Raw genomic sequence first — 21,262 nt, forward strand, 5'->3', positions numbered from 1 at the left:
GCGACCGGGCGGGCCCGGCGTGGCCCAATCGCGCAACACCCCCGCGTTTCACCGCACGACCCCGACGCGTCGACCCCGACGCATCCCGACGGGTCCGCGTCCCCTGGTCGACAGTTCTCCGCGACCTGATTGATTGTTGCGTCCCCCACCCCCCGGGTCGGGGCGGCCTGCAGGGCCCACGCGGCCGCCGCGTCTCGCAGTCGACGCGACGGCCGCCTCCCCGGCGACCACACCCGCGAGGCCACACCCGTTCCCATCCCGAACACGGCCGTTAAGCTCGCGGGGCCCATGATAGTGCTCCGGCGCGAAAGTCGGTCATCGCCGGGTCCCACACCGCGACGCCCCGCATCAACCCACGTTGATGCGGGGCGTCCGCGTTTTTCTGGTCCGTTCAATTTCCGGAAACGGACGATTGCGGCCGCTTCGCGTCCCGCAACTGGGTGAGGAGTTTGCGCTGCGAATCGGTCAGTACCGATTCACATTCTTCCATCTCTCTCCGCTTCATCTCCTCGATCTGGCGTTCGAGCTCCGAAAGCTCCGCTCGATATCGCCCCCTGAGGGCGTAGATATCGGCCTTCTGCTGGTCGGAAAGTCCGACCTGACCGAAGTAACTCGGCACGCGCCGATACGGCGGGAAGGTCTTCTCCGACCCGTTCGTGCCCGGGGTAATCGGGGGTGACGGGGTCGGCTCGTCCTGGGCATGACCGGACATGCCAGCGAGGAGCGCCGAGCCTGCGAGCAAGGCGGTCGCGCACGTCGAACGGAACGATTTCATCGTCGTGGGTGCTCCACGGCCTCGTGGTCGATTCGTTGTCGTCGAACTGTCGATCGGGGCGGTCGTCCGCATCCTCTTCATCAAGGAGGCGTACGTGTCGTCCCCCATGCATGGGGACGTCGCGATGATACCCCTCTCACGCCGCGGACGCAACGGTTCAACCCGCGGGCTGCCTCCGGACGTTTCCGGAATGCGTCGCCGATCGGGCCGGGCTAGAAGTCGGCGTTGCCGGGGGTCCGTGGGAAGGGGATGACATCCCGGATATTGGCCATGCCGGTGACGTACTGGATCGTCCGCTCGAAGCCGAGGCCGAACCCCGCGTGGGGCACGGTGCCGTAGCGGCGGAGGTCGCGGTACCAGGAGTAAGCGTCCCGGTCGAGGCTCGACTCGTCGAGCCGGGCGTCGAGCACGTCGAGTCGCTCCTCGCGCTGGCTGCCGCCGATGATCTCGCCGATGCCGGGGGCGAGCACGTCCATCGCGGCCACGGTGCGGCCGTCGTCGTTCAGCCTCATGTAGAAGGCCTTGATCTCCTTCGGGTAATTCATCACCACGACGGGTCGGCCGACGTGTTCCTCGGTCAGGTAGCGCTCGTGCTCCGACTGCAGGTCGGCGCCCCAGGAGACGGGGAACTCGAACCGCTTGCCCCGGTCGATCGCGGCCTCGAGGGTCTTGATGGCGTCGCCGTAGTCCATGCGTTCGAAGCTGGATTCGACGAACGACTCGACGCGCCGGACGCAGTCCTTGTCGATCCGGTCGGCGAAGAAGGCCATGTCGTCGCCGCGTTCGTCGAGTAGGGTGCGGAGGATGGACTTGAGGAAGTCCTCGGCGAGGTCGGCGTCGTCGTCCAGGTCGGCGAAGGCGATCTCGGGTTCGATCATCCAGAACTCGGCCAGGTGCCGCGTCGTGTTCGAGTTCTCGGCGCGGAAGGTGGGGCCGAAGGTGTAGACCTTGCTCAGGGCCAGGCAATAGGCCTCGACGTTGAGCTGGCCGGAGACGGTCAGGTAGCTCGGCCTGCCGAAGAAGTCCGCCGAGGAGTCGATGCCGCCCCCTTCGAGCCTGGGCGGGTTCGCCAGGTCCAGGGTCGAGACGCGGAACATGGCCCCGGCCCCTTCGGCGTCGCTGGCGGTGATGATCGGCGTGTGGATCCAGAAGAAGCCGTGGTCGTGGAAGTAGCTGTGGACGGCCATCGACAGGGCGTGCCGTACCCGGGCCACGGCCCCGAAGGTATTGGTCCGGGGACGGAGGTGGGCCACGGTCCTCAGGTACTCGAACGTGTGCCGCTTGGCCGAGACGGGGTAGGTGTCCGGGTCGTCGACCCGGCCGACGACCTCGACGCGATGGGCCTTCACCTCCACCGACTGTCCCTTGCCCTGCGAGGGCACGAGCTTCCCCTCGACGGCCACGGCGCAGCCGGTGGTCAGGTGGGCGACCTGCTCCTGGTAGTTGGGCAGGCTCGCCTCGGCGACGACCTGGATCGGGTCGAAGCCGGAGCCGTCGTTCACCTGGAGGAACGAGAGGCCCGCCTTGGAGTCGCGCCTCGTGCGGATCCAGCCCTCGATGGTGACGGTCGAGCCGAGGGGGACGTCGCCGGCCAGGAGGCTTCGGATCGAGGTGGTGGGCATGGTGAATGGGGTCGGATGGCGTCGGGTCGGGTGGAAGGGCCCATTATCCCCCGGGCCGCTCCGGCTGTCCATCGCCGCGGGAACCCCGGTCCTGTCCCGACGGCGGCGGGCGCGCGATGATCGGGGCGGCGATGAACGCGGCCGAGGGTCCGTAGGCCCGCGAGTCGACCGTCGCGAACGGAGGATCAGCCGATGGCCAGCGCACCCTCCCCGAATGGCCTCCCGCCCGACGACGGGCGCGACCACCTGACCAGGCCGCCGGACGCGACGCTCTCGGCCTGGGAGGTCGCCTTCGGCGGCGTCGCGCTGGTCTCCTGGTTCGCCTGCTTCGCGCTGGGCTCGTTCGTGAGCTCCTCCTCGTATCGCGCCCGGCTGCTGGGGGGCATCGAATCCCCCCCCGAATTCGTCCGGGTGGCCCTCATCGTGATCATGAGTTACACGCTCACGAACATCTTCTTCCTGGTGAGCGTTTCCTCGGCCCTTGGCTGCATGCTCTGCCGCTGGCGGGTCGCCGGCCGGATCCGTTCGGGCGACGGCCGGTCGGAAACGGCCGGGGCCGGGACGTTCGAGTATCCGGCCGCCCGGGTCTACCTGGCCTGCTTCCTGCGGGGCTTCCTGCTCTACCTGATGGCGATCTCCGGCCTGCTCGTCCTGTCGACCGAGCAGTCGGTCGAGCAGACGACGCAGGTCCAGTACATCCGGATTGGCGGCCTGATCTCGGCCATCGGCTTCGCCTCGGGATTCGACCCGAACCTGATCCTGAAGCTGATGGGACGGCTGACGGACTTCGTGAACCAGCCGATCCGGGGCGGTTGATCGGCCGGTCGCCGGTCACCCGGGATGTACCCGGGGCGGGTCGGCGTCCTCGTCCCGTTGGGATTCGTGGGGGATCGGTCCCCGGGGGGAGGCCCACCCGGGCGCCGTCGCCCCGCCGGCCGGGCCCGGCGATCCCGGCCGACCGCTCGGATCGCCCGCCCGATGGGGAAATCCGGAACCTCGCATCCTCCCGGGACCATTACTCGAGGGCGGTGATCGGCGGCGATTCGGGCCGGAGAGGGGAGGTCCTTTGGGGATCGAGCGGCACGGCAAGGTGGCCCGGGAGTTCCGGACGCTCATGCAGCTGGGGGCCGTCGGCGTCCGGACCGACGGGCAACTCCTGGAGCGGTACGTCGCCGGGGGCCCGGCGGCCGAGGGCTGCTTCGCCGAGCTGGTCGAGCGGCACGGGCCGATGGTGCTGCGGGTGTGCCGGTCGATCCTCGGCGACGGGCCCGACGCCCTCGACGCCTTCCAGGCCACCTTCCTCGTCCTCGTCCGACGGGCCCGGTCGCTGTGCGTCCGGGATTCCCTCGGGCCCTGGCTGTACCAGGTCGCCTGGCGGGTGGCCCGGTGTGCCCGCAAGGATGAGGCCCGTCGCCGTCGCCTTGAGCGGCAGGCGGCGGGGCGGAAGGCGACCTCGGAGGACGCCCCGATGCCCGACCCCGACTCGGACGCCATCCTCTTCGAGGAGCTCGCCCGGCTGCCGGACCGCTACCGGGTGCCCCTGGTGCTCTGCGACCTGGAGGGACAGCCCCAGGAGCTGGCGGCGCGGCACCTCGGCTGTGCGGTCGGGACGATCAAGAGCCGGCTCTCCCGGGGGCGGGAGACGCTCCGGGCCCGGCTCGCCCGCCGCGGCCTGGCCCCGACGGCCGCCCTCGGGGCGGGCGTGCCGGTCATCAAGTCGTCTGCCGGCTCGGGCCTGCCCGCCGCGCTGGCGGAATCGACGATCACGCTCGTGGCGAATCAGGCGATGGGAGGACTGGCCCCCGTCGCGGTCTCCGCCCTGGCGGAAGGAGTGTTGACGATGATGCTGTTCTCGAAGATCCGGCTGCTGGCGATCCCGGGGCTGGCGACCGCCGTCCTGGCCTCCGGGATCGCGGTGTTCGCCCAGGCCGGGGATGACGGCCCCGACGACGGGGAGACGGCGCAAATCGAGCCGCGTCCGGACCCGGTGCCGGTCGAACCGGAGGCCGATCCCCAGGTGCCGACCTTCGAGGCCGAGCGCGGCCCCTTGACCGTGACCGTCAAGGAACGCGGCAACCTCGAGAGCACGAACGACCTCGAAGCCAGGAGCGAGATCGAGGGGCAGACCACCATCATCATGATCCTGCCCGAGGGGACCAAGGTGGTGAAGGACCAGCTCGTCTGCGAGCTGGACTCGGCGCCCCTGACCGACAACCTGGCCAACCAGCAGATCACCACCGAGCGGGCCCAGGCCGACTACTCCAATGCGATCAAGACCCGGGAAGTCGCCGAGATCAACGTCGAGGAATACCTCAAGGGCCTGTTCCCGAGGAGACTCGGGGCGATCGACGGTCGGATCGAGCTGGCCAGGGCCGAACTCGGGCTCGAGCGGGCCCGCCTCGAATCCCTCGAGGCGGGGGAGGCGACGGGGCTGGAACTGCACGCGGCGAGGGTCGAGGTCCAGAGGGCAGAACTCGCCCTCGACGACGCCGAGGGGGAGAAGCAGGTCCTCGTCAACTACACCAGGGAGAAGCAGGTCAAGTCGCTGGAGGGCGACGTCGAGAAGGCCAAGGCCGACGAGCTGGCCAGGAAGTCGGCCTTCGAGCTGGACAAGGAACGGGAGGAGCGGCTGCGGCGGATGATCGAGAAGTGCAAGATCTACGCCCCCGGCAACGGCATCGTCGTCTACCACCAGGAGGGGGGACGCTGGGGAAGCCAGGAGGGCCCCTCGATCCGGGAAGGGGCCACCGTCCGCGAGCGGCAGACGATCTTCAAGCTCCCCGACATCGACACCTTGCGGGTGAATACCAAGGTGCATGAGTCGATGATCGACCAGGTCAGGCCGGGCCAGGTCGCCCGGATCCGGGTCGACGCCTTCCCCAACGAGACGCTGGTCGGCAGGGTCATCGAGGTCAAGCCGCTGCCCGACCCGGTCAGCACGTTCAGCACCGACGTGAAGGTCTATACCACGCTGGTCGAGATCGAGGACGGCCACGAGGGCCTGCGCCCCGGCATGACCGCCGAGGTGACGATCCTCATCAAGCGGCAGGACGACGTGATCAGCATTCCGACGCAGTCAGTCATCATTTATGGCGGAAATCACCATGTCTGGGTCCAAGGCCCCGATGGCTCCTGGGAGAACCGGGCGGTCGAGGTCGGCGCGAACAACTCGACGTACGTGGAGGTCACCGAGGGGCTCGTCGAGGGCGATCGCGTCGCGCTCGATCCCCGGGCGGTCATGACCGAGGCCGAGATGCGGGAGGCGTTCGGTGCCGAGGATGACGGAAAGGCCTCCGACGACGAGGGAAACTGGAGCGAGGAGGAGGTTGCCAGGGCCGAGGCGGCTTCGCGGACGCCCGCCCCCAGGCCCCCCGGGGGGGCCGATACCGCGCCGTCCCCATCCCTGTTCCGGAAGTTCCAGAACATCAGCGCCGAGGACCGCCAGATGCTCCGAGAAGCCAGCGACGAGGAGAAGAAGGAGATCATGAAGAAGGCCGGCTTCACCGACGCCGAGATTCGGCAGATGGATCAGATGCGACGGCGGATGAGCGGGGGCGGTGGTCCCGGCAGTGGTGGCCCGTAACGGCCCGTCGTCCGGCTCGAATCGAGGGCCCCGGCGCCCCGTCGGCCGATCGCCGTTCGGGCCGTCGGGGCGAATCCGTTCGGGGGGCGAATCGATTCCCGATCGGCGATTCGATGGGTGTCCCGCCGCTCGGATCGGGTGCCGGGCCGATCCCCGAGGCGGGCCGGCCTCCCTTCCGCGATCGTCCGGGGCCGGAGACGGCGGGCTGGGGTCGAGGGGCGCGTGTTGCCCCGAGGGATTGGCGGCTTGATAGAATAGGCGAGGGGGATCGCGCGAACCCTCGCGTGGCCCCGATCCGGATCCCGAACGCGGAGGAGAATCGATGAGGACGAGCATCGTGGCCCTGGGGGCCGCCGTCCTGGCCATTGCCGCCCTGGCCGGAGTCCGGGCCGGGGCGTTCGAGCCGGTGCAGCAGGAAGAGGTCGAGGAGTCGGCCCGGGGGGGCAGCGGGGCCGAGGCGAAGGCGACCGCCCCGAAGCCGATGCGGGTGGTGAAATCCAACGCCGAGTGGCGCAAGCAGCTCTCCGACCTGGAGTACTACGTCACCCGTCGCAAGGGGACCGAACAGGCCTTCACCGGCCGGTACTGGAACCACCACGGCGACGGCATCTATCGCTGCGTCTGCTGCGAGACCCCGCTGTTCGACTCGAAGGCCAAGTTCGAGTCGGGGACCGGCTGGCCCAGCTTCTTCGCGCCCATCGGCAAGGGGGTGGTGAAGACCGAGGTCGACCGCAGCAACTTCCAGATCCGCACCGAGGTCCTCTGCCGGGTGTGCAACGCCCACCTCGGCCACGTCTTCCGGGACGGCCCGAGGCCCACCGGGCTGCGGTTCTGCATGAACTCCGCCTCACTGACCTTCCAGGATCGCGCCGCCGCCGAGGCCGAGGCGGCGGCCAGGGCCGTGCTGGAGTCCGACCCACAGCCGGAGGCCGGGGCCGGCGAGGAGGAGGCCGACGGCCCGGGTCCGGGCCCCGAGGAGGGGCCGGCACCGGGCCGCTGAACTCGCCGATCGGCCGGAGGGGACGGGACCCGGTCAATCTCGGTCGACGGCGGCCGGGACCAGGGCCTCGGCCCTCGTCAGGCCGTTGGGGGCCGGGGAGGAGGAGGAGGCCGGGTGGGCGCGGACCTCGGGGGGCAGGATCCCCTCGGCGGCCGTCCCCCGGGGGGGCTCGCCCCCGGACTCCTGGCGGGCCCGGGAGATCAGGTAGAGGTTGCGCGTGTAGATGAACACGCCGGCCCCCTGGCCGACGATGATGACCGGATCCTTCAGCCGGAAGACGGCGTAGGAGAGCAGGGTCAGCCCGCCGGCCAGGCTGAACCACCAGAAGGCGTTGGGCACGACCGAGTCCCGCCGGCGCTCCGAGGCCAGCCACTGGACCAGGAAGCGCGACGTGAAGAGCAGCTGACCGAGGAAACCGACCCCGAGCCAGCACCCGTCGACCCAGTTGTCCACCCCGAACCACGACGACATGCCTCAGGCCTCCTGCCTGGACGCGACGGGCCGGGCCGATGCGCCGGGACCCGGGGCGGCCGGGGGCACGTCGGCCGCCTCGTACCGCACCGGCCGTCTCATCAACCAGGCCACCCCGATCAGGTCGACGACGACCGCCCACGACCGATTCCGAAGCGAGTAGTGCGAGCTGCCGTGCGGCCGGGGCCGGTGCCCGACCGGCTCCTGGCGGATGGCACACCCCTCCCGCAGCAGCAGCGGGCCGAAGAACCGATGGGCCCCGTGGAACATCGGCAGGCGGAGGGCGACGTCCCGAGGAAAGATGCGGACCGAGCAGCCGGTGTCCCGGATCGACTGGCCGAGCACCAGGTTGCGGACCCGGTTGGCCCATCGGCTGACCTGCCGCTTGGTCCAGACGTCCCGCCTCGTCTGCCGCCAGCCGAGGACGGCGTCGAACCCCGGCAGTAAGTCCCAGAGCCGGGCCAGGTCGCCCGGGTCGTTCTGGAGGTCGGCGTCGAGCGTGGCGACGAACGCCCCCCTGGCCTCCCGGAACCCGGCGACGATCGCCGAGGACTGGCCGACGTTCCGGGCCATGCGGACGGGCTTCAGCTCCGGGTAGCCCGGGGCCAGGCGGTCGAGGACCTCGGGCGTGTCGTCGGTCGAGGCGTCGTCGACCAGGACGACCTCGAACCCCTCCATCCGGTGCCCGGCGGACTCCCCCCGGGCGACGATCGGCCGGAAGGCGAGGGCGATCTCCTCGATCAGTCGCGGCAGGGACTCGGCCTCGTTCCGGGCCGGGACGATGATCGAGAGGCCGATCCCCCCGGGCGCAGTCGATCCGCCCTCCCGGCTCGGGAGGTGGGACGACCCGCCGGGGCGGTGCGACGGGTCGGACCTCATCGTCGACATGGCTGGCCTCCCTGCCGGCCGGTCGTCCATCCGGGCGATCGATCGCCCCAGTCTCCGTGGGGGCCGTCCGGGCCCCGAGGTCCGGCGTTATGGCACGAATCGCCCCGCCCGTCCAGACCAAAGCCGGGCGAGGTGGCGGTCCCCCACGGGGTTGACCATCCCGGTCCCGCCGCGGTCACGAGCCGGCCGATGTCGCCCGGGCCCGGGCCGGCGGGCATCCCGCCCGTCGACCCGCCCCGCCCGCATCCCGCGCAGGACAAGCCGGGATTACGCATCGATTTCGGTCGAGCTTCCCTCCGGGACGGGGTCGGGCGCCCCGGCCGGCCACCCCGGTGGCGACCCGGCTTGGCACCGATCCTGCGGCCCATGCTCCTCAGACAACGCGATGAATCCAGCGTCCGGGACCGGGACGACCCCGCGGCCGCCGCCCCCGAAAGCCCTTGCGGAGCACCATTGTCATGGCCAAGACCACCGGCGAGATCATCGTCGATCGGCTCATCGACTGGGGAGTCGACACGATCTTCGGGCTGCCCGGGGACGGCATCAACGGGATCTTCGAGGCCCTCCGCGTGGCCCAGGAGAAGATCCGGTTCATCCAGGTCCGCCACGAGGAGTCGGCCGCCTTCATGGCCTGCGCCTACGCCAAGTTCACCGGGCGCCTGGGCGTCTGCATGGCCACCAGCGGCCCCGGGGCCATCCACCTGCTCAACGGCCTCTACGACGCCAAGCTCGACCACGCCCCGGTCCTGGCGATCACCGGCCAGACCTACCACGACCAGCTCGGCACGCAGTTCCAGCAGGAGGTCGACCTGCTCGGCCTGTTCAAGGACGTTGCGCGCTACAACCAGATGGTCCTCGGCGGCCGGCACGCCCACACGCTGGTGGACGTGGCCTGCCGGTCGGCCCTCGACTCCCGGAGCGTCTCCCACCTGACCATCCCGGTCGACGTGCAGGACTGGGAGGCGAGCGAGGACCCCAAGTCCAAGATGTTCGTGCCGAGCATGACCAGCGGCGAGTGGCGGCCGAAGATCGTCGTCCCGCAGGCCGACACGCTCAAGGCCGCGGCCGACCTGCTGAACGCGGGCAAGCGGGTCACGATCCTCGCCGGCCAGGGGGCGATGAACGCCGGGGACGAACTGGAGCAACTGGCCGAGACCCTCGGCGCCCCGGTCATCAAGGCGCTGCTGGGCAAGGCGGTCATCCCCGACGACTCGCCGTACACCACCGGCGGCATCGGCCTGCTGGGCACCCTGCCCTCGGACAAGGCGATGCAGGGCTGCGACACCCTGTTCATGGTCGGCACCGGGATGCCCTACCTGACCTGGTATCCCAAGCCCGGTCAGGTCCGCGCCGTGCAGTTGGACATCGACCCGCTGCGGCTGGGCCTCCGCTATCCGATCGAGGTCGGCCTCGTCGGCGATGCCCGGGCGACGCTCCGGGAACTGATCCCCATGCTCCAGCGGAAGCAGGATCGCTCCTTCTTCCAGGACGTCATGTCCCACCGCGAGGGGTGGAACGAGCGGATGCACGCCTACGAGGTGATGGAGGACGAGCCGGTCAAGCCGCAGGTCGTCGCCCACCAGGTCAGCGAGCTGCTCCGCGACGACGCGATCGTCACCACCGACTCGGGCACGATCACCACCTGGGCGGCCCGGCACATCAAGATGCGCAAGGGCATGAAGTTCTCCCTCTCCGGCACCCTGGCGACCATGGCCCCCGCCCTGCCCTACGCCATCGGCGCCCAGGTCGCCTTCCCGGACCGCCAGGTGGTCGCCTTCGCCGGCGACGGCAGCTTCACGCAGCTGATGGGCGACTTCGCCACCGCCGTGAAGTACGACCTGCCGATCAAGGTGGTCATCATCAAGAATAATTACCTCGGCCAGATCAAGTGGGAGCAGATCGTCTTCCTCGGCAACCCCGAGTACGCCGTGGACCTGCACCCGATCGACTTCGCCAAGTTCGCCGAGGCCTGCGGCGGCGAGGGCTACCGCTGCGAGAAGCCCGACGAGGTCCGACCCGCACTGGAGGCCGCCTTCCGGTCGAAGAAGCCGGCGATCGTCGAGGCCACCGTCGACCCCTACACGCCCCCCATGCCCGCCCAGGCCACCCCGGAGCAGGCCCTCAACTTCGCCAAGGGCCTCGTCCGGGGCCAGCCCGAGCGCGGCGAGATCATCTCCACCGTCATCAAGGACAAGGTCCGCGAGATGATCTGACCCCCGGTCCCCCGCGCCGGCCGCCCGCCCGCCGACGACCAGGTTCGGCGGGCGGCGGTCCGCCATCGACCATGCGTCATCGGCCCTCCGCCGCCGTCCCGCCGTCCCCTCGATGCGATGCCACGACCAGACGCTTCCATCGACCGCCTCTCGGCCTCCTCCTACCGCATCCCGACCGAGTCGCCGGAGTCGGACGGGACGATCGCGTGGGACTCGACCACCCTGGTGCTCGCCGAGGCGAGCGGGGGCGGCCAGACCGGGATCGGATACTCGTATGCCGATCGATCGGCGGCCGACCTGATCGGCCGCAAGCTCTCCGCCGCGGTCGTCGGCCTCGACGCGATGGACGTCCCCCGGGCCTGGGAGGCGATGCGGGCCTCGGCCCGCAACCTCGGCCGGCCGGGCGTGGCCTCGACGGCGATCTCGGCCGTCGACGCGGCGCTCTGGGACCTGAAGGCGAAGCTCCTGGGCGTGTCACTGGCCGACCTGCTCGGCCGGGCCCGGGACGCCGTCCCCGCGTACGCCAGCGGCGGGTTCACGTCTCAGTCGATCGGCGAGCTGGAGGCGCAGCTCGGCGGCTGGGCGGCCGAGGGGTTCCGGATGGTCAAGATGAAGGTCGGCCGCGACCCCGGGGCCGACCCCGACCGCGTCCGGGCCGCCCGGGAGGCGATCGGCCCGGATGTCGCCCTGTTCGTCGACGCCAACGGCGCCTGCGACCGCAAGCGGGCGCTCCGGCTGGCCGAGCGGTTCGCCGAGCAGGGCGTCTGCTGGTTCGAGGAGCCCGTCTCGTCGGACGACCCGGAGGGGCTCCGCCTGCTCCGGGACCGCGTGCCGGCCCCGATGGAAGTCGCCGCGGGGGAGTACGCCTACGGCGACCGCGACTTCCGGGCCCTGCTGCTGGCGGGGGCCGTCGACGTGCTCCAGGCCGACGCGACCCGCTGCCTCGGCCTGACCGGCTTCCTCCGCGCGGGGACGCTGGCCTCGGCGTTCGGGGTGCCGCTGTCGGCCCACTGCGCCCCGAGCCTGCACGTGCCGTCCTGCTGCGCCCTGGCGGTCGTGAGGCACGTCGAAGACTTTTATGATCATCACCGCATCGAGCACCTGCTGTTCGACGGCGCCCCCCGGGCTGAGGGCGGGATGCTTCGGCCCGACCGCTCGCGGCCCGGGCTCGGGCTCGACTTCAAGCGGGCCGACGCCGAGCGGTTCGCCACCTGAGCCATCGATCGATCGATCGGCCTGCCGTTCGTTCCGCCGCCGTCTCCGCCCCGCAGCCGATCGCCGTGCCCCGGAGTACGCCCATGCCGAGCAAACTGATCTCCTCCCCTCCCCCCCGGGACTGGCACGGCCCGGGGCCGGAGCACTACGTCCCCGACCTCGACCCGAGGGCGTTGGAACGGGCCCTCCGCGATCGGGTCGACGGCGAGGTCCGCTTCGACGCCGGCAGCAAGGCACTCTACGCCGCCGACGCCTCGAACTACCGGCACGTGCCGATCGGCGTGGTGGTCCCCCGGACGGTCGCCGCGGCGGTCGAGGCCGTGGCCGTCTGTCGGGCCTTCGACGCCCCGATCGTGAACCGGGGCGGCGGGACGGCGTTGACCGGAGCGACCTCGAACGTCGCCGTCGTCATCGACTTCTCCAAGTATGTCACCCGCACGAACTGGATCGACCCCGAGGCCCGCCGCGCCAGCGTCGAGCCGGGCAAGGTGTACGACCGGCTCAAGGACGAGACGGAGCGCCATGGCCTGGTCTTCGCCCCCGACACCTCGACGCACGAGTACTGCGCCATCGGCGGGATGCTCGGCAACAATTCCTGCGGCGTGCACTCGATCATGGGTCACGGAACCGGCCGGACCTCCGACCAGGTGCACGAGCTGGACGTGCTCACCTACGACGGCTGCCGGATGACCGTCGGGGCCACCGGCGAGGAGGAGTACGAGCGGATCATCCGCCGGGGCGGGCGGAAGGCCGAGATCTACCGGAAGCTCCGACGGCTCCGGGACAACTATGCGGACCTGATCCGCGAGCGCTACCCGAAGATCCCCCGCCGCGTCTCCGGCTACAATCTCGACGACCTGCTGCCCGAGAAGGGATTCCACGTGGCCCGGGCGCTGGTCGGGTCGGAAGGCACCTGCGTGACGATCCTCGGCGCCACGCTCGACCTGGTGCACGACCCCCGACAGCGGGCCCTGCTCGTGCTCGGGTATCCCGACGTCTACCACGCCGGCGACCACGTCCCGGAGATCCTCCGGCTCGGGCCGGTCGGCCTGGAGGGCATGGACCGCGTGCTCCGGGAGGACCTGGAGAAGAAGGGGATGCATCCCCATGAGGTGAAGGAACTGCCCGAGGGCCGCGGCTGGCTGTTCGTCGAGTTCGGCGCCGACTCGCGCGAGGAGGCCGTGGACAAGGCCCACCGCGCCATGGACACCCTGAAGGGGCTGAAGGACCCGCCCAGCATGAAGGTCTTCGAGGACCCGGAGGACCAGCACAAGCTCTGGGTCGTCCGCAAGAGCGGCCTCGGCGCCACCGCCCGGGTGCCGAACGAGCCCGACACGTGGGAAGGCTGGGAGGACTCGGCCGTCCACCCCGACGTGCTGGGCGACTACTTGCGCGGCCTCCGCGACCTGCTCGACCGCTACGGCTACCACGGTTCCCTCTACGGCCACTTCGGCCAGGGGTGCGTGCACACGCGAATCAGCTTCGATTTCACCAGCCCGGAGGGCGTGGCCCGCTACCGCCGCTTCCTGGACGACGCCGCCGAGCTGATCGTCAAGTACGGCGGCTCGTTCACCGGCGAGCACGGAGACGGCGAGTCGAAGGCCGCGATGCTGCCGAAGCTCTTCGGGCCCGAGTTGGTGGAAGCGTTCCGCGAGTTCAAGTCGATCTGGGACCCGATGGACCGGATGAACCCGGGAAAGGTGGTCAACCCCTACCCGCCGGATCGCTACCTCCGCCTCGGCCCCGACTACCACCCCGACGACCCTCCCACGGTCTTCAAGTACCCGGCCGACAACGGCAGCCTGGAGTACGCCACCGAGCGTTGCGTGGGCGTGGGCCAGTGCCGCAAGGACTCGGGCGTGATGTGCCCGAGCTACATGGTCACCCGGGAGGAGAAGCACTCGACCCGGGGCCGCGCCCACCTGCTCAACGAGATGCTCCGGGGCGACCTGATCGGGCCGACCTGGGAGAGCGAGGAGGTGATGGAGGCGCTCGACCTCTGCCTCGCCTGCAAGGCGTGCAAGAACGAGTGCCCAATGAACGTGGACATGGCCACGTACAAGGCGGAATTCGTCTACCACCACTACAAGGGCCGGCTCCGCCCCAGGGCCGCCTACGCGATGGGGTTCATCTCCGAGTGGGCCCGACTCGCGGCGATTGCCCCGCAGGCGGCCAACGCGATCAGCCACGCGCCGGTGCTGGGCAAGCTCTTGCAGGTGCTCGGCGGCATCACCACCGAGCGTGAGATGCCCGCCTTCGCCCCCCGGACGTTCAAGCAATGGTGGGCGAAACGCCCGCCCCGGAACGTCGGCAAGCCGCCGGTGATCCTCTGGCCTGACACGTTCAACAACCATTTCCACCCGCAGACGAGTATCGCGGCCGTCGAGGTGCTGGAGCACGCCGGCTTCGAGGTGCTCGCCCCGCGCCAGGCCCTCTGCTGCGGGCGGCCGCTGTACGACTTCGGCTTCCTCGACACCGCGAAGGCCCGCCTCCGCGAGGTGATGGACGCCCTGCACGACCCGATCGAGGCCGGCATCCCCGTCGTGGGCCTGGAGCCGAGCTGCGTCTCCGTCTTCCGGGACGAGCTGATCGAGCTATTCCCCCGAGACCACACGGCGCGCTCGCTCGCCCGCCAGACGTTCACCCTCGGCGAGTTCCTCTCGAAGCATGCGGAGGACGGCTACGAGCCGCCGGAACTGCACGGCGACGCCCTGGTGCACGGGCACTGTCATCATCACTCGATCATCAGCATGAACGGCGAGACGGAGCTGCTGAGGCGGGCCGGCGTCGACTTCGAGCTGCTCGACTCCGGTTGCTGCGGCCTCGCGGGCTCGTTCGGCTACGAGGCCCACAAGTACGAGGTCTCCGTCGGCGCCGGCGAGCGGGTGCTCGCCCCCAGGGTCCGGGACGCCGCCCCGACGACCCTGATCGTGGCCGACGGCTTCAGCTGCCGCCAGCAGATCGCCCACCTGACCGACCGGGGCGCCTTGCACCTGGCCCAGGTGCTCCAGATGGCCCTTCGCGAGGGCCCCGGCGGTGTCGGGATGCCCTTCCCCGAGCGGTCGTACCAGCCCCTCGGCCGGTGGGATCCCACCCCGGGCTGGGCCCCCGCCGCCGTGACCGCCGGCGCCGTCGCCCTCGCGGGTGCCGCCCTGGGGGGCGCCCTGACCTCTGCCCTCTCTCAGGAGGACCACCGACGATGAGGCACAAACTCCTCCACGAACACAATGGCCTGCGCACCTATGCCCTGATCTTCGAGACGGGCGACGAGGCGATGGCCGGCCTTGCCGACTTCGCCAAATCGATGGACCTGCGTGGCTCCCGGATCACGGCCATCGGCGCGTTCAAGGACGCCACGCTCGCCTACTTCAACTGGGAGACGAAGCAGTACGAGAAGATCCCCGTCGGCGAGCAGGTCGAGGTCCTCTCCCTGCTCGGCGACATCGCGCTCGACGGCGAGGAGCCGGCCGTCCACGTCCACGCTGTGCTCGGCCGGCGGGACGGCTCGACGGTCGGCGGCCACCTGAAGGAGGCCCACGTCCGGCCGACCCTGGAGGTCATCATCGACGAGCAGCCCGAGCACCTGCACAAGGCCCCCGACCGAGAGTCGGGCCTGGCGCTGATCCGGCCCTGAGCGGGGCATTCCTCGCTTGCGACCGGCCCCGCGCCGACCGACAATCGGCTCGACCGGCGCCCCGGCGGTCGAGCCGATCGGCCCGGGGTCGGGCGGGTGAGCCGGAGGGAGAGTCACCGTGCGACGCCTGCGCATCTCGATCGCCGGGCTCGGCGGGGTCGTCCTGCTGGCCGCGCTCGGCCTGGCGGCCCTGCGGAACGCCTCGGCCTGGTGGGCGGCGGCGGCCGAGTCGGCCGCCCTGGTCCTGCTGGGGGGCGCGGCCGTCGGCTCCTTGCAGGGGGAGCGTGCGCGGCGTTCCTTCTGGGCCGGGGCGTTCGTCTTCGGCGGCGGCTACGGCGCTCTCGCCCTGGTGGGGCCGGAGCCCGGGTCGCAGGCCGCCACGAGCACGACCTTCAAACACCGGCAGGCCCCGGAGACGACGCTCGACGCGCCTGGCCCGCGGTTCCTGGTCGACGCCATGCTCGATCGCCTGGTCCCCGTGCTCTATCCCCCGGTGACCGTCTACACGGTCTCCTACGGCGGCCAGGACATCGCCACGATCCGGGGCGATGCCTCGATCGCCAACGCCTACGGGCCTCGGATCGAGCAGGCCGTCGCCGAGCGGTCGCCGGGGAGGGCGATCCTGTACGTCGGCCCGGGCGGCGAGCTGCTGGACATCCGATCGAATCAGCAGTTTGGCATGGCTGGCGACATCGGCGCGACGTTCCTCCATCCCATCGACCTGACCGACTACGACCCCGACGCCCTGGCCATTGCGACCGCGACCGACCCGGAGCCCACGGTCGCTTATCGTTCGTCCTTCCTCCGGGCCGGCCACGCGCTGATCGCGATCCTGCTCGGCCTGCTCGGGGGGATCGGCGCGGTCTTGGCGATCGGCCCCGTTCGGCCGGGGGCGGGCCGGGGGGCCGGTCGCACCTGACCCGCGCCCGACGGCCCGATCGGACGACCTCACCCCCCGACCGCTGGCCTCGGCCGGGCCGGGGAACCGGGCACGTCTTCGAAGGTGACGCGGAGCGCGTCGGGCCCTCGATGCCGGTCGACGGCGACGGTCAGCGTGTGGGGACCGGGCCCGACGTCGAGGTCGATCGTCCAGGCCGGGGTGATCGGCGAGCCGTCGAGCCAGGCGGAGAGGCCTTCGGTGTCGGAGAACCGAAGGCGGACGGGCCCGGCGGACGTGGTCTCGAATCGGGTGCGGGCGAGGGCCAGCGGGATCGCGTTGTTGTAGGAGGTCAGGGCCGGGAGATCCCCGATCGGCAGGGTGCCTGAGACGAGGCTCGTGACCGGCTGCCAGGACAACCCCGGGTCGTCACCCGAGATGGCCCCCTCGACGCCGATCCGTCGGATCGCGTCCCCGGCGGGGCCGTCGTCGACGACGACCTCCCAGGACCGGGCGACGACCTCGGTGCCCACCGCATAGGGGCCGGGCTCCCCGAGGGCGGAGAGGAAGGCGAGCAGGTCGAGCAGCTCCGATCGGGTGATCGGGTCGAGGAGGCCGGCGGGCATCAGGGAGTTGCCCGGGGCCCGCTCCTCGATCGAGTCGGTCGAGAGGGCGACCTCGGCCCCCTCGGCGTCCCGGAGGACGAGCGTCCCGTCGGCCTCCCGGATGGGGATTCCGGTGAGGAGGCGGCCGTCGTCGGTGGCGACGAGGAGGGAGTGGTACCCTTCCTTGATCGCCTTGTCGGGGATCAGCAGCGACTCGACGAGGTAGTCGTCCGGGGCGCTCGCGCCGATGCTCTCCAGGCCGGGCCCGACCTCGCCCCCGGCGCCGGCGATCGCGTGGCACTCGATGCATTGCAGCTCGTCCCGGCGGAAGATCCGCTCGCCCCGGGCGGGGTCGCCCTGCGATCGGAAGTCGGCCACGAGCGCCTGGACCTGCTCGGGGGTCGCCATGGTCGGCCCGCCGCCGAGGCCGCCCGCACGGTTCAACGCGTCGATCAGCGTCGAGGTGTCCCCGGCGGCGGCCCGGGCGGCCCGGGCGGCGAGCTTGGCGGCGTCGGGCGGGAGGTCCACGCCGTCGAGGGCGGCGGCGAGCGCCTCCGGTCCTCCCTTCCTGCCGGCCAGGGCGGCGACGACGGCGAGGGGATCGGCCCCGGACCCGGCCAGGGCGGCGACCCCCTCCGAGGCGGCGGCGTCCAGGTCGAAGGAGGCCAGCGCCTCGATCGCCCCGGCGCGGACGGCCGGCGGGGCCGCGGACCGGGCCAGGGCGGCGACGACGCCCCGGGCCTCGTCCCCCCCCACCTCGGCCAGCGCGGCCAGTGCGGCCCGGCGGGCGAGGGCCGGCGCCTCGTCGTCGCTCGCCAGGACGGCCAGGCCCGATCGCCTCGGGTCGAGCCCCCAGGCCCCCGCGGCCCTCGCGGCGGCGGCCCGGACGACCGGGGGGGTGTCGGGGGTCGAGATCAGGGCGGCGACCTCGGGCAGATCGCCCGGGGGCCGGACCCGGCGATCCCGGCTCGCCGAGGCGAGGGCGTCGAGCAGCCGGGCCCGGCGTTCGTCGGGCCGGGAGGGGTCGAGCGCCGCGTCGAAGACCCGGCGCAGGTCGTCCGGCTCGCCGAGCCGGCCGATCAGCGCCAGCGCCTCCGGCTCGTAGGAGTCCGGCAGCTCCTCGGTCCCGAGCAGGATCATCAGCGGCCGGATCACCTCCGGGGAGCCGACCGAGAGCAGGGCGAAGGCCAGCGGTTCGAGCCCGCCCAGATCCGACTGACGGGCGAGCACCGGGGGCATCCAGAGCGGGGCCGTCTCCCGGGCGGTCAGGTATAACGCATAATCAAGCTCCGTGTCGATCGGCTTCGAGAGCGCCCGCAGGGCGACCTCGGCCGCCCTCGGGTCGGGCACCAGGGAGACGGCCCGGATCGCCTCAAGCCGGACCCGGGGGTGTTCGTCGACGACCAGGGGGGCGAGCGTCTCCAGCGGGTCGGAGAGCCGGTCGTGCCAGGCGCCCGCAACCCGGGCGGCGGCGGCCCGTATGTCGGGATCAGCCGATTGGAGGAGCGAACCGAGCAGGCTGGGCTCCGTGTGGTCGATCGCCTGGTGCAGCCAGAGGGCCTCCAGCCGGGCGAAGTCGGCCCCGGGGTTCGCCGGGTCGACGGCGTCCGTCCAGGCGTCGAGGGCGGCCAGCACCTCCCCGGGGTCCCGGTCCTTGAGCAGGCGTCGGGCCTGTTCCCGGGTCCAGCCCTCGGGGGCGGTCAGGTGGTCGAGCAGCTCGGGGGTGGGGGCGTCTGCCAGTTCGGGACGGTCGATCAGCGGGCGGTCCTTCGCGGTGATCCGCCAGATCCGGCCGCGCTCGTGGTCGCGGCGGTCGTCCCGGAAGTCGACCTCGCCGTGCTGGATGATCGGGTTGTACCAGTCGGCGACGTAGATCGCCCCATCGGGGCCGTTGAGCACGTCGATGGGACGGAAGCCGACGTGGGAGGAGCGGATCAGCGGCTCCTGCTCCCGGGAGACGAAGCCGGAGCCGTCGTCCTCCAACGCGAACCGGACGACCCGGTTGGCCCGGAAGTCGTTCGTGATCAGGTCCCCCTGGAGGTCGTCGGGCAGGTGCCGGCCGCTGGCGATGGCGGCGCCGCAGTACTTCGGGCTGCCGGGGTTCAGGCCGTGGAGGAAGCGTTCGGGGTTGCTGATCGCGGTATACGAGGCCCCGGGGACGACGTGCGCCACCCCCTCGAACCCGGCGCCGTCGGTGGCGAAGTGCTGGCCGACGCGGTCGTAGTGGTGCCCCCAGGGGTTGACGAACCCCCGGGCGAAGACCTCCAGCCGGCCGGTCTCGGGCCGGTACTGCCAGATGCCGCCGCCTCCCAGGCGTCGGGGGCCGAAGGGGGTCTCGACGTGACTGTGGATGTAGACGGATTGATTGAAGTAGAAGAGGCCGTCGTAGCCCCATCGGAAGGTGTGGATGATGTGGTGGGTATCCTCGGTGCCGAAGCCGGAGAGGACGACCCGACGGGTGTCGGCCTTGCCGTCGCCATCGAGGTCGGCGAGGTGGAGGATCTCGGTGCTGTTGGCGACGTAGCAGCCGCCGTCGCCGGGGAGGATGCCGGTGGGGATGAGCAGGCCCTCGGCGAAGACGGTGGACGTGTCGGCGGTACCGTCGCCGTCGGCGTCTTCGAGCACGAGGATCCGGTCGTTCGCCTCCTGGCCCGGCTGGAGCTGGGGATAGGTCGAGGAGCAGGCGACCCAGAGGCGGCCATGCTCGTCCCAGTTCATCTGGATCGGCTTGTAGACCAATGGCTCGGCGGCCCAGAGGCTGGCCTCGAAGCCGTCGAGGACCTCGAACGATTGGCGCTCGGCCTCGGGGTCCGGGTCGGGCAGGTCGGTCAGTTCGCGCTGGGCGGAGGCGGGGAGGGCGATCGCCAGGAGGGCGGCGAGGGTCGTCAGCGGGGATCGGCTCATCGGTCGGCATCCTCCTCGTCGATGCGCTCAAGCTCGTAGATGTGCGATTGGGGCACCTTCAACCGGGCGATCTCGGCCTCGGCCTCGGCGACGAGGCGTTCGAATTCCTCGACCTCGGCGGCGTTGTTCCCCTGCTCGTGTTTGCGGAAGCCGAACAGGTACGTCGAGTTCTGGGGGCGGTAGCGGTGGAAATAGAGGCGGTTCTTGGCGATGATCGCCTGGCGGAGGGACTCGAACTGTTCCAGGTCGGGGGCCTCGTCCGGGATGAACGCCCCCGGGACGACCAGCGTGCCGGCGGGCGAGGGGCGGTCGATCCCCGGGTCGTACATGACGAACGCTCCCATCTGGCCGTTCACGTTGGCGTGCCCCTCGGGCAAGGGGCGGCCCTCGCATTGGACCCGGTATCGGCCGTCGGGAAGCCCTTCCACCCGGATTGCTCCCCATGTGAGGAGGTCGGGCCCCGAGGACCTCGTATCGGGGATCGACGACCGGGCGAACCCGAAGCGGAGCCCGTCGAGGGTCGGGACCGCGTCCTCGATCGAGCACTTCGTCGCCTCGATCACGAGATCATCGCCCGCGGTGATCGAGGCTCGGGTGATCTCCCCATCGGGCTCGAAGACCCCCGAGCCTCGCCAGCTCAGTCGGCGGGCGAGTTCCTCGTACCCCCGCTCCGAGAGGTGGACGCCGTCGCTCGAGTAATACGGCGGGGCATCGTGCCCGAGGCCCGAGCCGAACCCGAAGGTCAACACGTGCAGGTTGACGAAGCGATGGCCCCGCTCGGCGGCGATCCGCTCGACCTCCCCGGTGTATCGGACGAGCTCCGCCATGTTCGCGACCCCACCGGGTCGCGTCACCGGGCCGGGCCCCTGCTGGGCGATCGGCGAGAGGAGCACGATCTCCCTCGCCCCGGTCGCCTCGAGGGCGTCGAGCAGCCGATCGTACCCCTCGCGGAACCGGGGCAGGCCGGCCTCGCCGGCCCAGGACTCGTTGGCGCCGTAGCCGACGATCAGGACGGTGGGCTCGGCCGCCTTGACCTGCTCGATGAGGGTCTTGAAGCCGTCTTCCGGGGTGCCGAAACCGGCGCGGGCCTCGCCGAAGACGGTGTCGCCGCTCCAGCCGAGGTTGCGGAAGGTGATCGATCGCTCGGGGTGGGCGGCGGTGAGCAGGGCCTCGAGGTAGCCGTACTGCTGCATGCGCTCGATCAGCGCATCGCCGACGAGGACGACGCGGTCGCCGTCCCGCAATTCGAGCGGCGGCCGGTCGTCGGGCTCGTCGGCCTGGGGCGGGGGCGCCGCGAGGGCCCCGGCCAGCAGGCCGAGGGCGATCGCCGGGTGTGTCATCGGAGTTGACCCCGTCGTCTGGGTTCCGTCGTGGGGGAGCGTCCCGGTGGGTCCGGCCCGGCTCCTCGGGATCGATCGGGTGGGCTGCTCCCTGCACTGTATCCGACCGGGAGGCTACAATCCAACCGGGGAGGC

Annotated in this window: 13 protein-coding genes, 1 rRNA gene and 1 pseudogene; 9 read left to right on the plus strand and 6 right to left on the minus strand. The window is 71.2% G+C overall.

Features of this window, described 5'->3' with window-relative positions; genetic code table 11:
- The first annotated feature begins 219 nt into the window (after nucleotides 1-219).
- Nucleotides 220-327 (plus strand): 5S ribosomal RNA (gene rrf, locus ElP_RS01030).
- 64 nt (nucleotides 328-391) lie between these two features.
- Here the strand turns inward: rrf and ElP_RS01035 are convergent.
- Nucleotides 392-775, minus strand: a complete 384-nt coding sequence (locus ElP_RS01035; RefSeq protein WP_145266434.1) for a hypothetical protein — start codon at nucleotides 773-775, stop codon at nucleotides 392-394.
- A 212-nt stretch (nucleotides 776-987) separates the two neighbouring features.
- Nucleotides 988-2,397: an asparagine--tRNA ligase gene (gene asnS / locus ElP_RS01040; protein WP_145266436.1), complete on the minus strand. Its 1,410-nt coding sequence runs from the start codon at nucleotides 2,395-2,397 to the stop codon at nucleotides 988-990.
- Between the two features lie 192 nt (nucleotides 2,398-2,589).
- Between asnS and ElP_RS01045 the strand changes: the two genes are divergently transcribed.
- The 3 genes and pseudogenes from ElP_RS01045 to msrB all read left to right on the plus strand — a co-directional run.
- Complete coding sequence (locus tag ElP_RS01045) at nucleotides 2,590-3,213, plus strand: hypothetical protein (RefSeq protein ID WP_145266438.1); 624 nt, start codon at nucleotides 2,590-2,592, stop codon at nucleotides 3,211-3,213.
- Nucleotides 3,214-3,463: 250 nt separating this feature from the next.
- Nucleotides 3,464-5,980, plus strand: coding sequence for a sigma-70 family RNA polymerase sigma factor (locus tag ElP_RS01050; RefSeq protein WP_145266440.1), 2,517 nt, complete (start codon nucleotides 3,464-3,466; stop codon nucleotides 5,978-5,980).
- A gap of 481 nt (nucleotides 5,981-6,461) precedes the next feature.
- Nucleotides 6,462-6,854, plus strand: a pseudogene (gene msrB / locus ElP_RS41025) (peptide-methionine (R)-S-oxide reductase MsrB); the annotation flags it as partial.
- Between the two features lie 159 nt (nucleotides 6,855-7,013).
- On the opposite strand, the gene ElP_RS01060 reads toward msrB, so the two are convergent.
- A complete protein-coding gene (locus ElP_RS01060) occupies nucleotides 7,014-7,451 on the minus strand; it encodes a lipid-A-disaccharide synthase N-terminal domain-containing protein (RefSeq protein ID WP_145266442.1) in 438 nt (145 codons plus the stop codon).
- Nucleotides 7,452-7,454: 3 nt separating this feature from the next.
- Nucleotides 7,455-8,339 (minus strand): glycosyltransferase family 2 protein, encoded by an 885-nt coding sequence (locus ElP_RS01065; protein WP_145266444.1) that lies wholly within the window; start codon nucleotides 8,337-8,339, stop codon nucleotides 7,455-7,457.
- 458 nt (nucleotides 8,340-8,797) lie between these two features.
- On the opposite strand from ElP_RS01065, the gene ElP_RS01070 reads away from it, so the two are divergent.
- The 5 genes from ElP_RS01070 (at nucleotide 8,798) to ElP_RS01090 (ending at nucleotide 16,320) form a co-directional block, all read left to right on the plus strand.
- Nucleotides 8,798-10,552 carry a thiamine pyrophosphate-dependent enzyme gene (locus tag ElP_RS01070; protein WP_145266446.1) on the plus strand — a complete coding sequence of 585 codons (1,755 nt, stop codon included), beginning with the start codon at nucleotides 8,798-8,800 and terminating at the stop codon, nucleotides 10,550-10,552.
- A 117-nt stretch (nucleotides 10,553-10,669) separates the two neighbouring features.
- Nucleotides 10,670-11,767, plus strand: a complete 1,098-nt coding sequence (locus tag ElP_RS01075) for an enolase C-terminal domain-like protein (protein ID WP_145266448.1) — start codon at nucleotides 10,670-10,672, stop codon at nucleotides 11,765-11,767.
- Nucleotides 11,768-11,850: 83 nt separating this feature from the next.
- Entirely contained in the window at nucleotides 11,851-14,970 is a 3,120-nt protein-coding gene (locus tag ElP_RS01080; RefSeq protein WP_145266450.1) for an FAD-binding and (Fe-S)-binding domain-containing protein, read from the plus strand.
- Nucleotides 14,967-15,401: a PPC domain-containing DNA-binding protein gene (locus tag ElP_RS01085; protein ID WP_145266452.1), complete on the plus strand. Its 435-nt coding sequence runs from the start codon at nucleotides 14,967-14,969 to the stop codon at nucleotides 15,399-15,401. The genes ElP_RS01080 and ElP_RS01085 overlap by 4 nt, the downstream gene beginning before the upstream one ends.
- 118 nt (nucleotides 15,402-15,519) lie before the next feature.
- Nucleotides 15,520-16,320: a hypothetical protein gene (locus tag ElP_RS01090; protein WP_145266454.1), complete on the plus strand. Its 801-nt coding sequence runs from the start codon at nucleotides 15,520-15,522 to the stop codon at nucleotides 16,318-16,320.
- Nucleotides 16,321-16,349: 29 nt separating this feature from the next.
- Here ElP_RS01090 and ElP_RS01095 read toward each other — a convergent pair whose 3' ends face one another.
- Both ElP_RS01095 and ElP_RS01100 read right to left on the minus strand, forming a co-directional pair.
- Nucleotides 16,350-19,787 (minus strand): PVC-type heme-binding CxxCH protein, encoded by a 3,438-nt coding sequence (locus ElP_RS01095; RefSeq protein ID WP_145266456.1) that lies wholly within the window; start codon nucleotides 19,785-19,787, stop codon nucleotides 16,350-16,352.
- Nucleotides 19,784-21,127, minus strand: coding sequence for an SGNH/GDSL hydrolase family protein (locus tag ElP_RS01100; protein WP_145266458.1), 1,344 nt, complete (start codon nucleotides 21,125-21,127; stop codon nucleotides 19,784-19,786). Before ElP_RS01100 ends, ElP_RS01095 begins: the two co-directional genes overlap by 4 nt.
- Nucleotides 21,128-21,262: the final 135 nt, after the last annotated feature.

The organism is Tautonia plasticadhaerens (assembly GCF_007752535.1).
In the GTDB taxonomy this organism is placed as follows: Bacteria; Planctomycetota; Planctomycetia; order Isosphaerales; family Isosphaeraceae; genus Tautonia; species Tautonia plasticadhaerens.

Bases quoted from the DNA above. Each gene is read 5' to 3' on its own strand.
- ElP_RS01035 (WP_145266434.1), bottom strand. From the start codon at position 775: ATGAAATCGTTCCGTTCGACGTGCGCGACCGCCTTGCTCGCAGGCTCG.
- asnS (WP_145266436.1), bottom strand. From the start codon at position 2,397: ATGCCCACCACCTCGATCCGAAGCCTCCTGGCCGGCGACGTCCCCCTC.
- ElP_RS01045 (WP_145266438.1), top strand. From the start codon at position 2,590: ATGGCCAGCGCACCCTCCCCGAATGGCCTCCCGCCCGACGACGGGCGC.
- ElP_RS01060 (WP_145266442.1), bottom strand. From the start codon at position 7,451: ATGTCGTCGTGGTTCGGGGTGGACAACTGGGTCGACGGGTGCTGGCTC.
- ElP_RS01065 (WP_145266444.1), bottom strand. From the start codon at position 8,339: ATGTCGACGATGAGGTCCGACCCGTCGCACCGCCCCGGCGGGTCGTCC.
- ElP_RS01070 (WP_145266446.1), top strand. From the start codon at position 8,798: ATGGCCAAGACCACCGGCGAGATCATCGTCGATCGGCTCATCGACTGG.
- ElP_RS01075 (WP_145266448.1), top strand. From the start codon at position 10,670: ATGCCACGACCAGACGCTTCCATCGACCGCCTCTCGGCCTCCTCCTAC.
- ElP_RS01080 (WP_145266450.1), top strand. From the start codon at position 11,851: ATGCCGAGCAAACTGATCTCCTCCCCTCCCCCCCGGGACTGGCACGGC.
- ElP_RS01085 (WP_145266452.1), top strand. From the start codon at position 14,967: ATGAGGCACAAACTCCTCCACGAACACAATGGCCTGCGCACCTATGCC.
- ElP_RS01095 (WP_145266456.1), bottom strand. From the start codon at position 19,787: ATGAGCCGATCCCCGCTGACGACCCTCGCCGCCCTCCTGGCGATCGCC.
- ElP_RS01100 (WP_145266458.1), bottom strand. From the start codon at position 21,127: ATGACACACCCGGCGATCGCCCTCGGCCTGCTGGCCGGGGCCCTCGCG.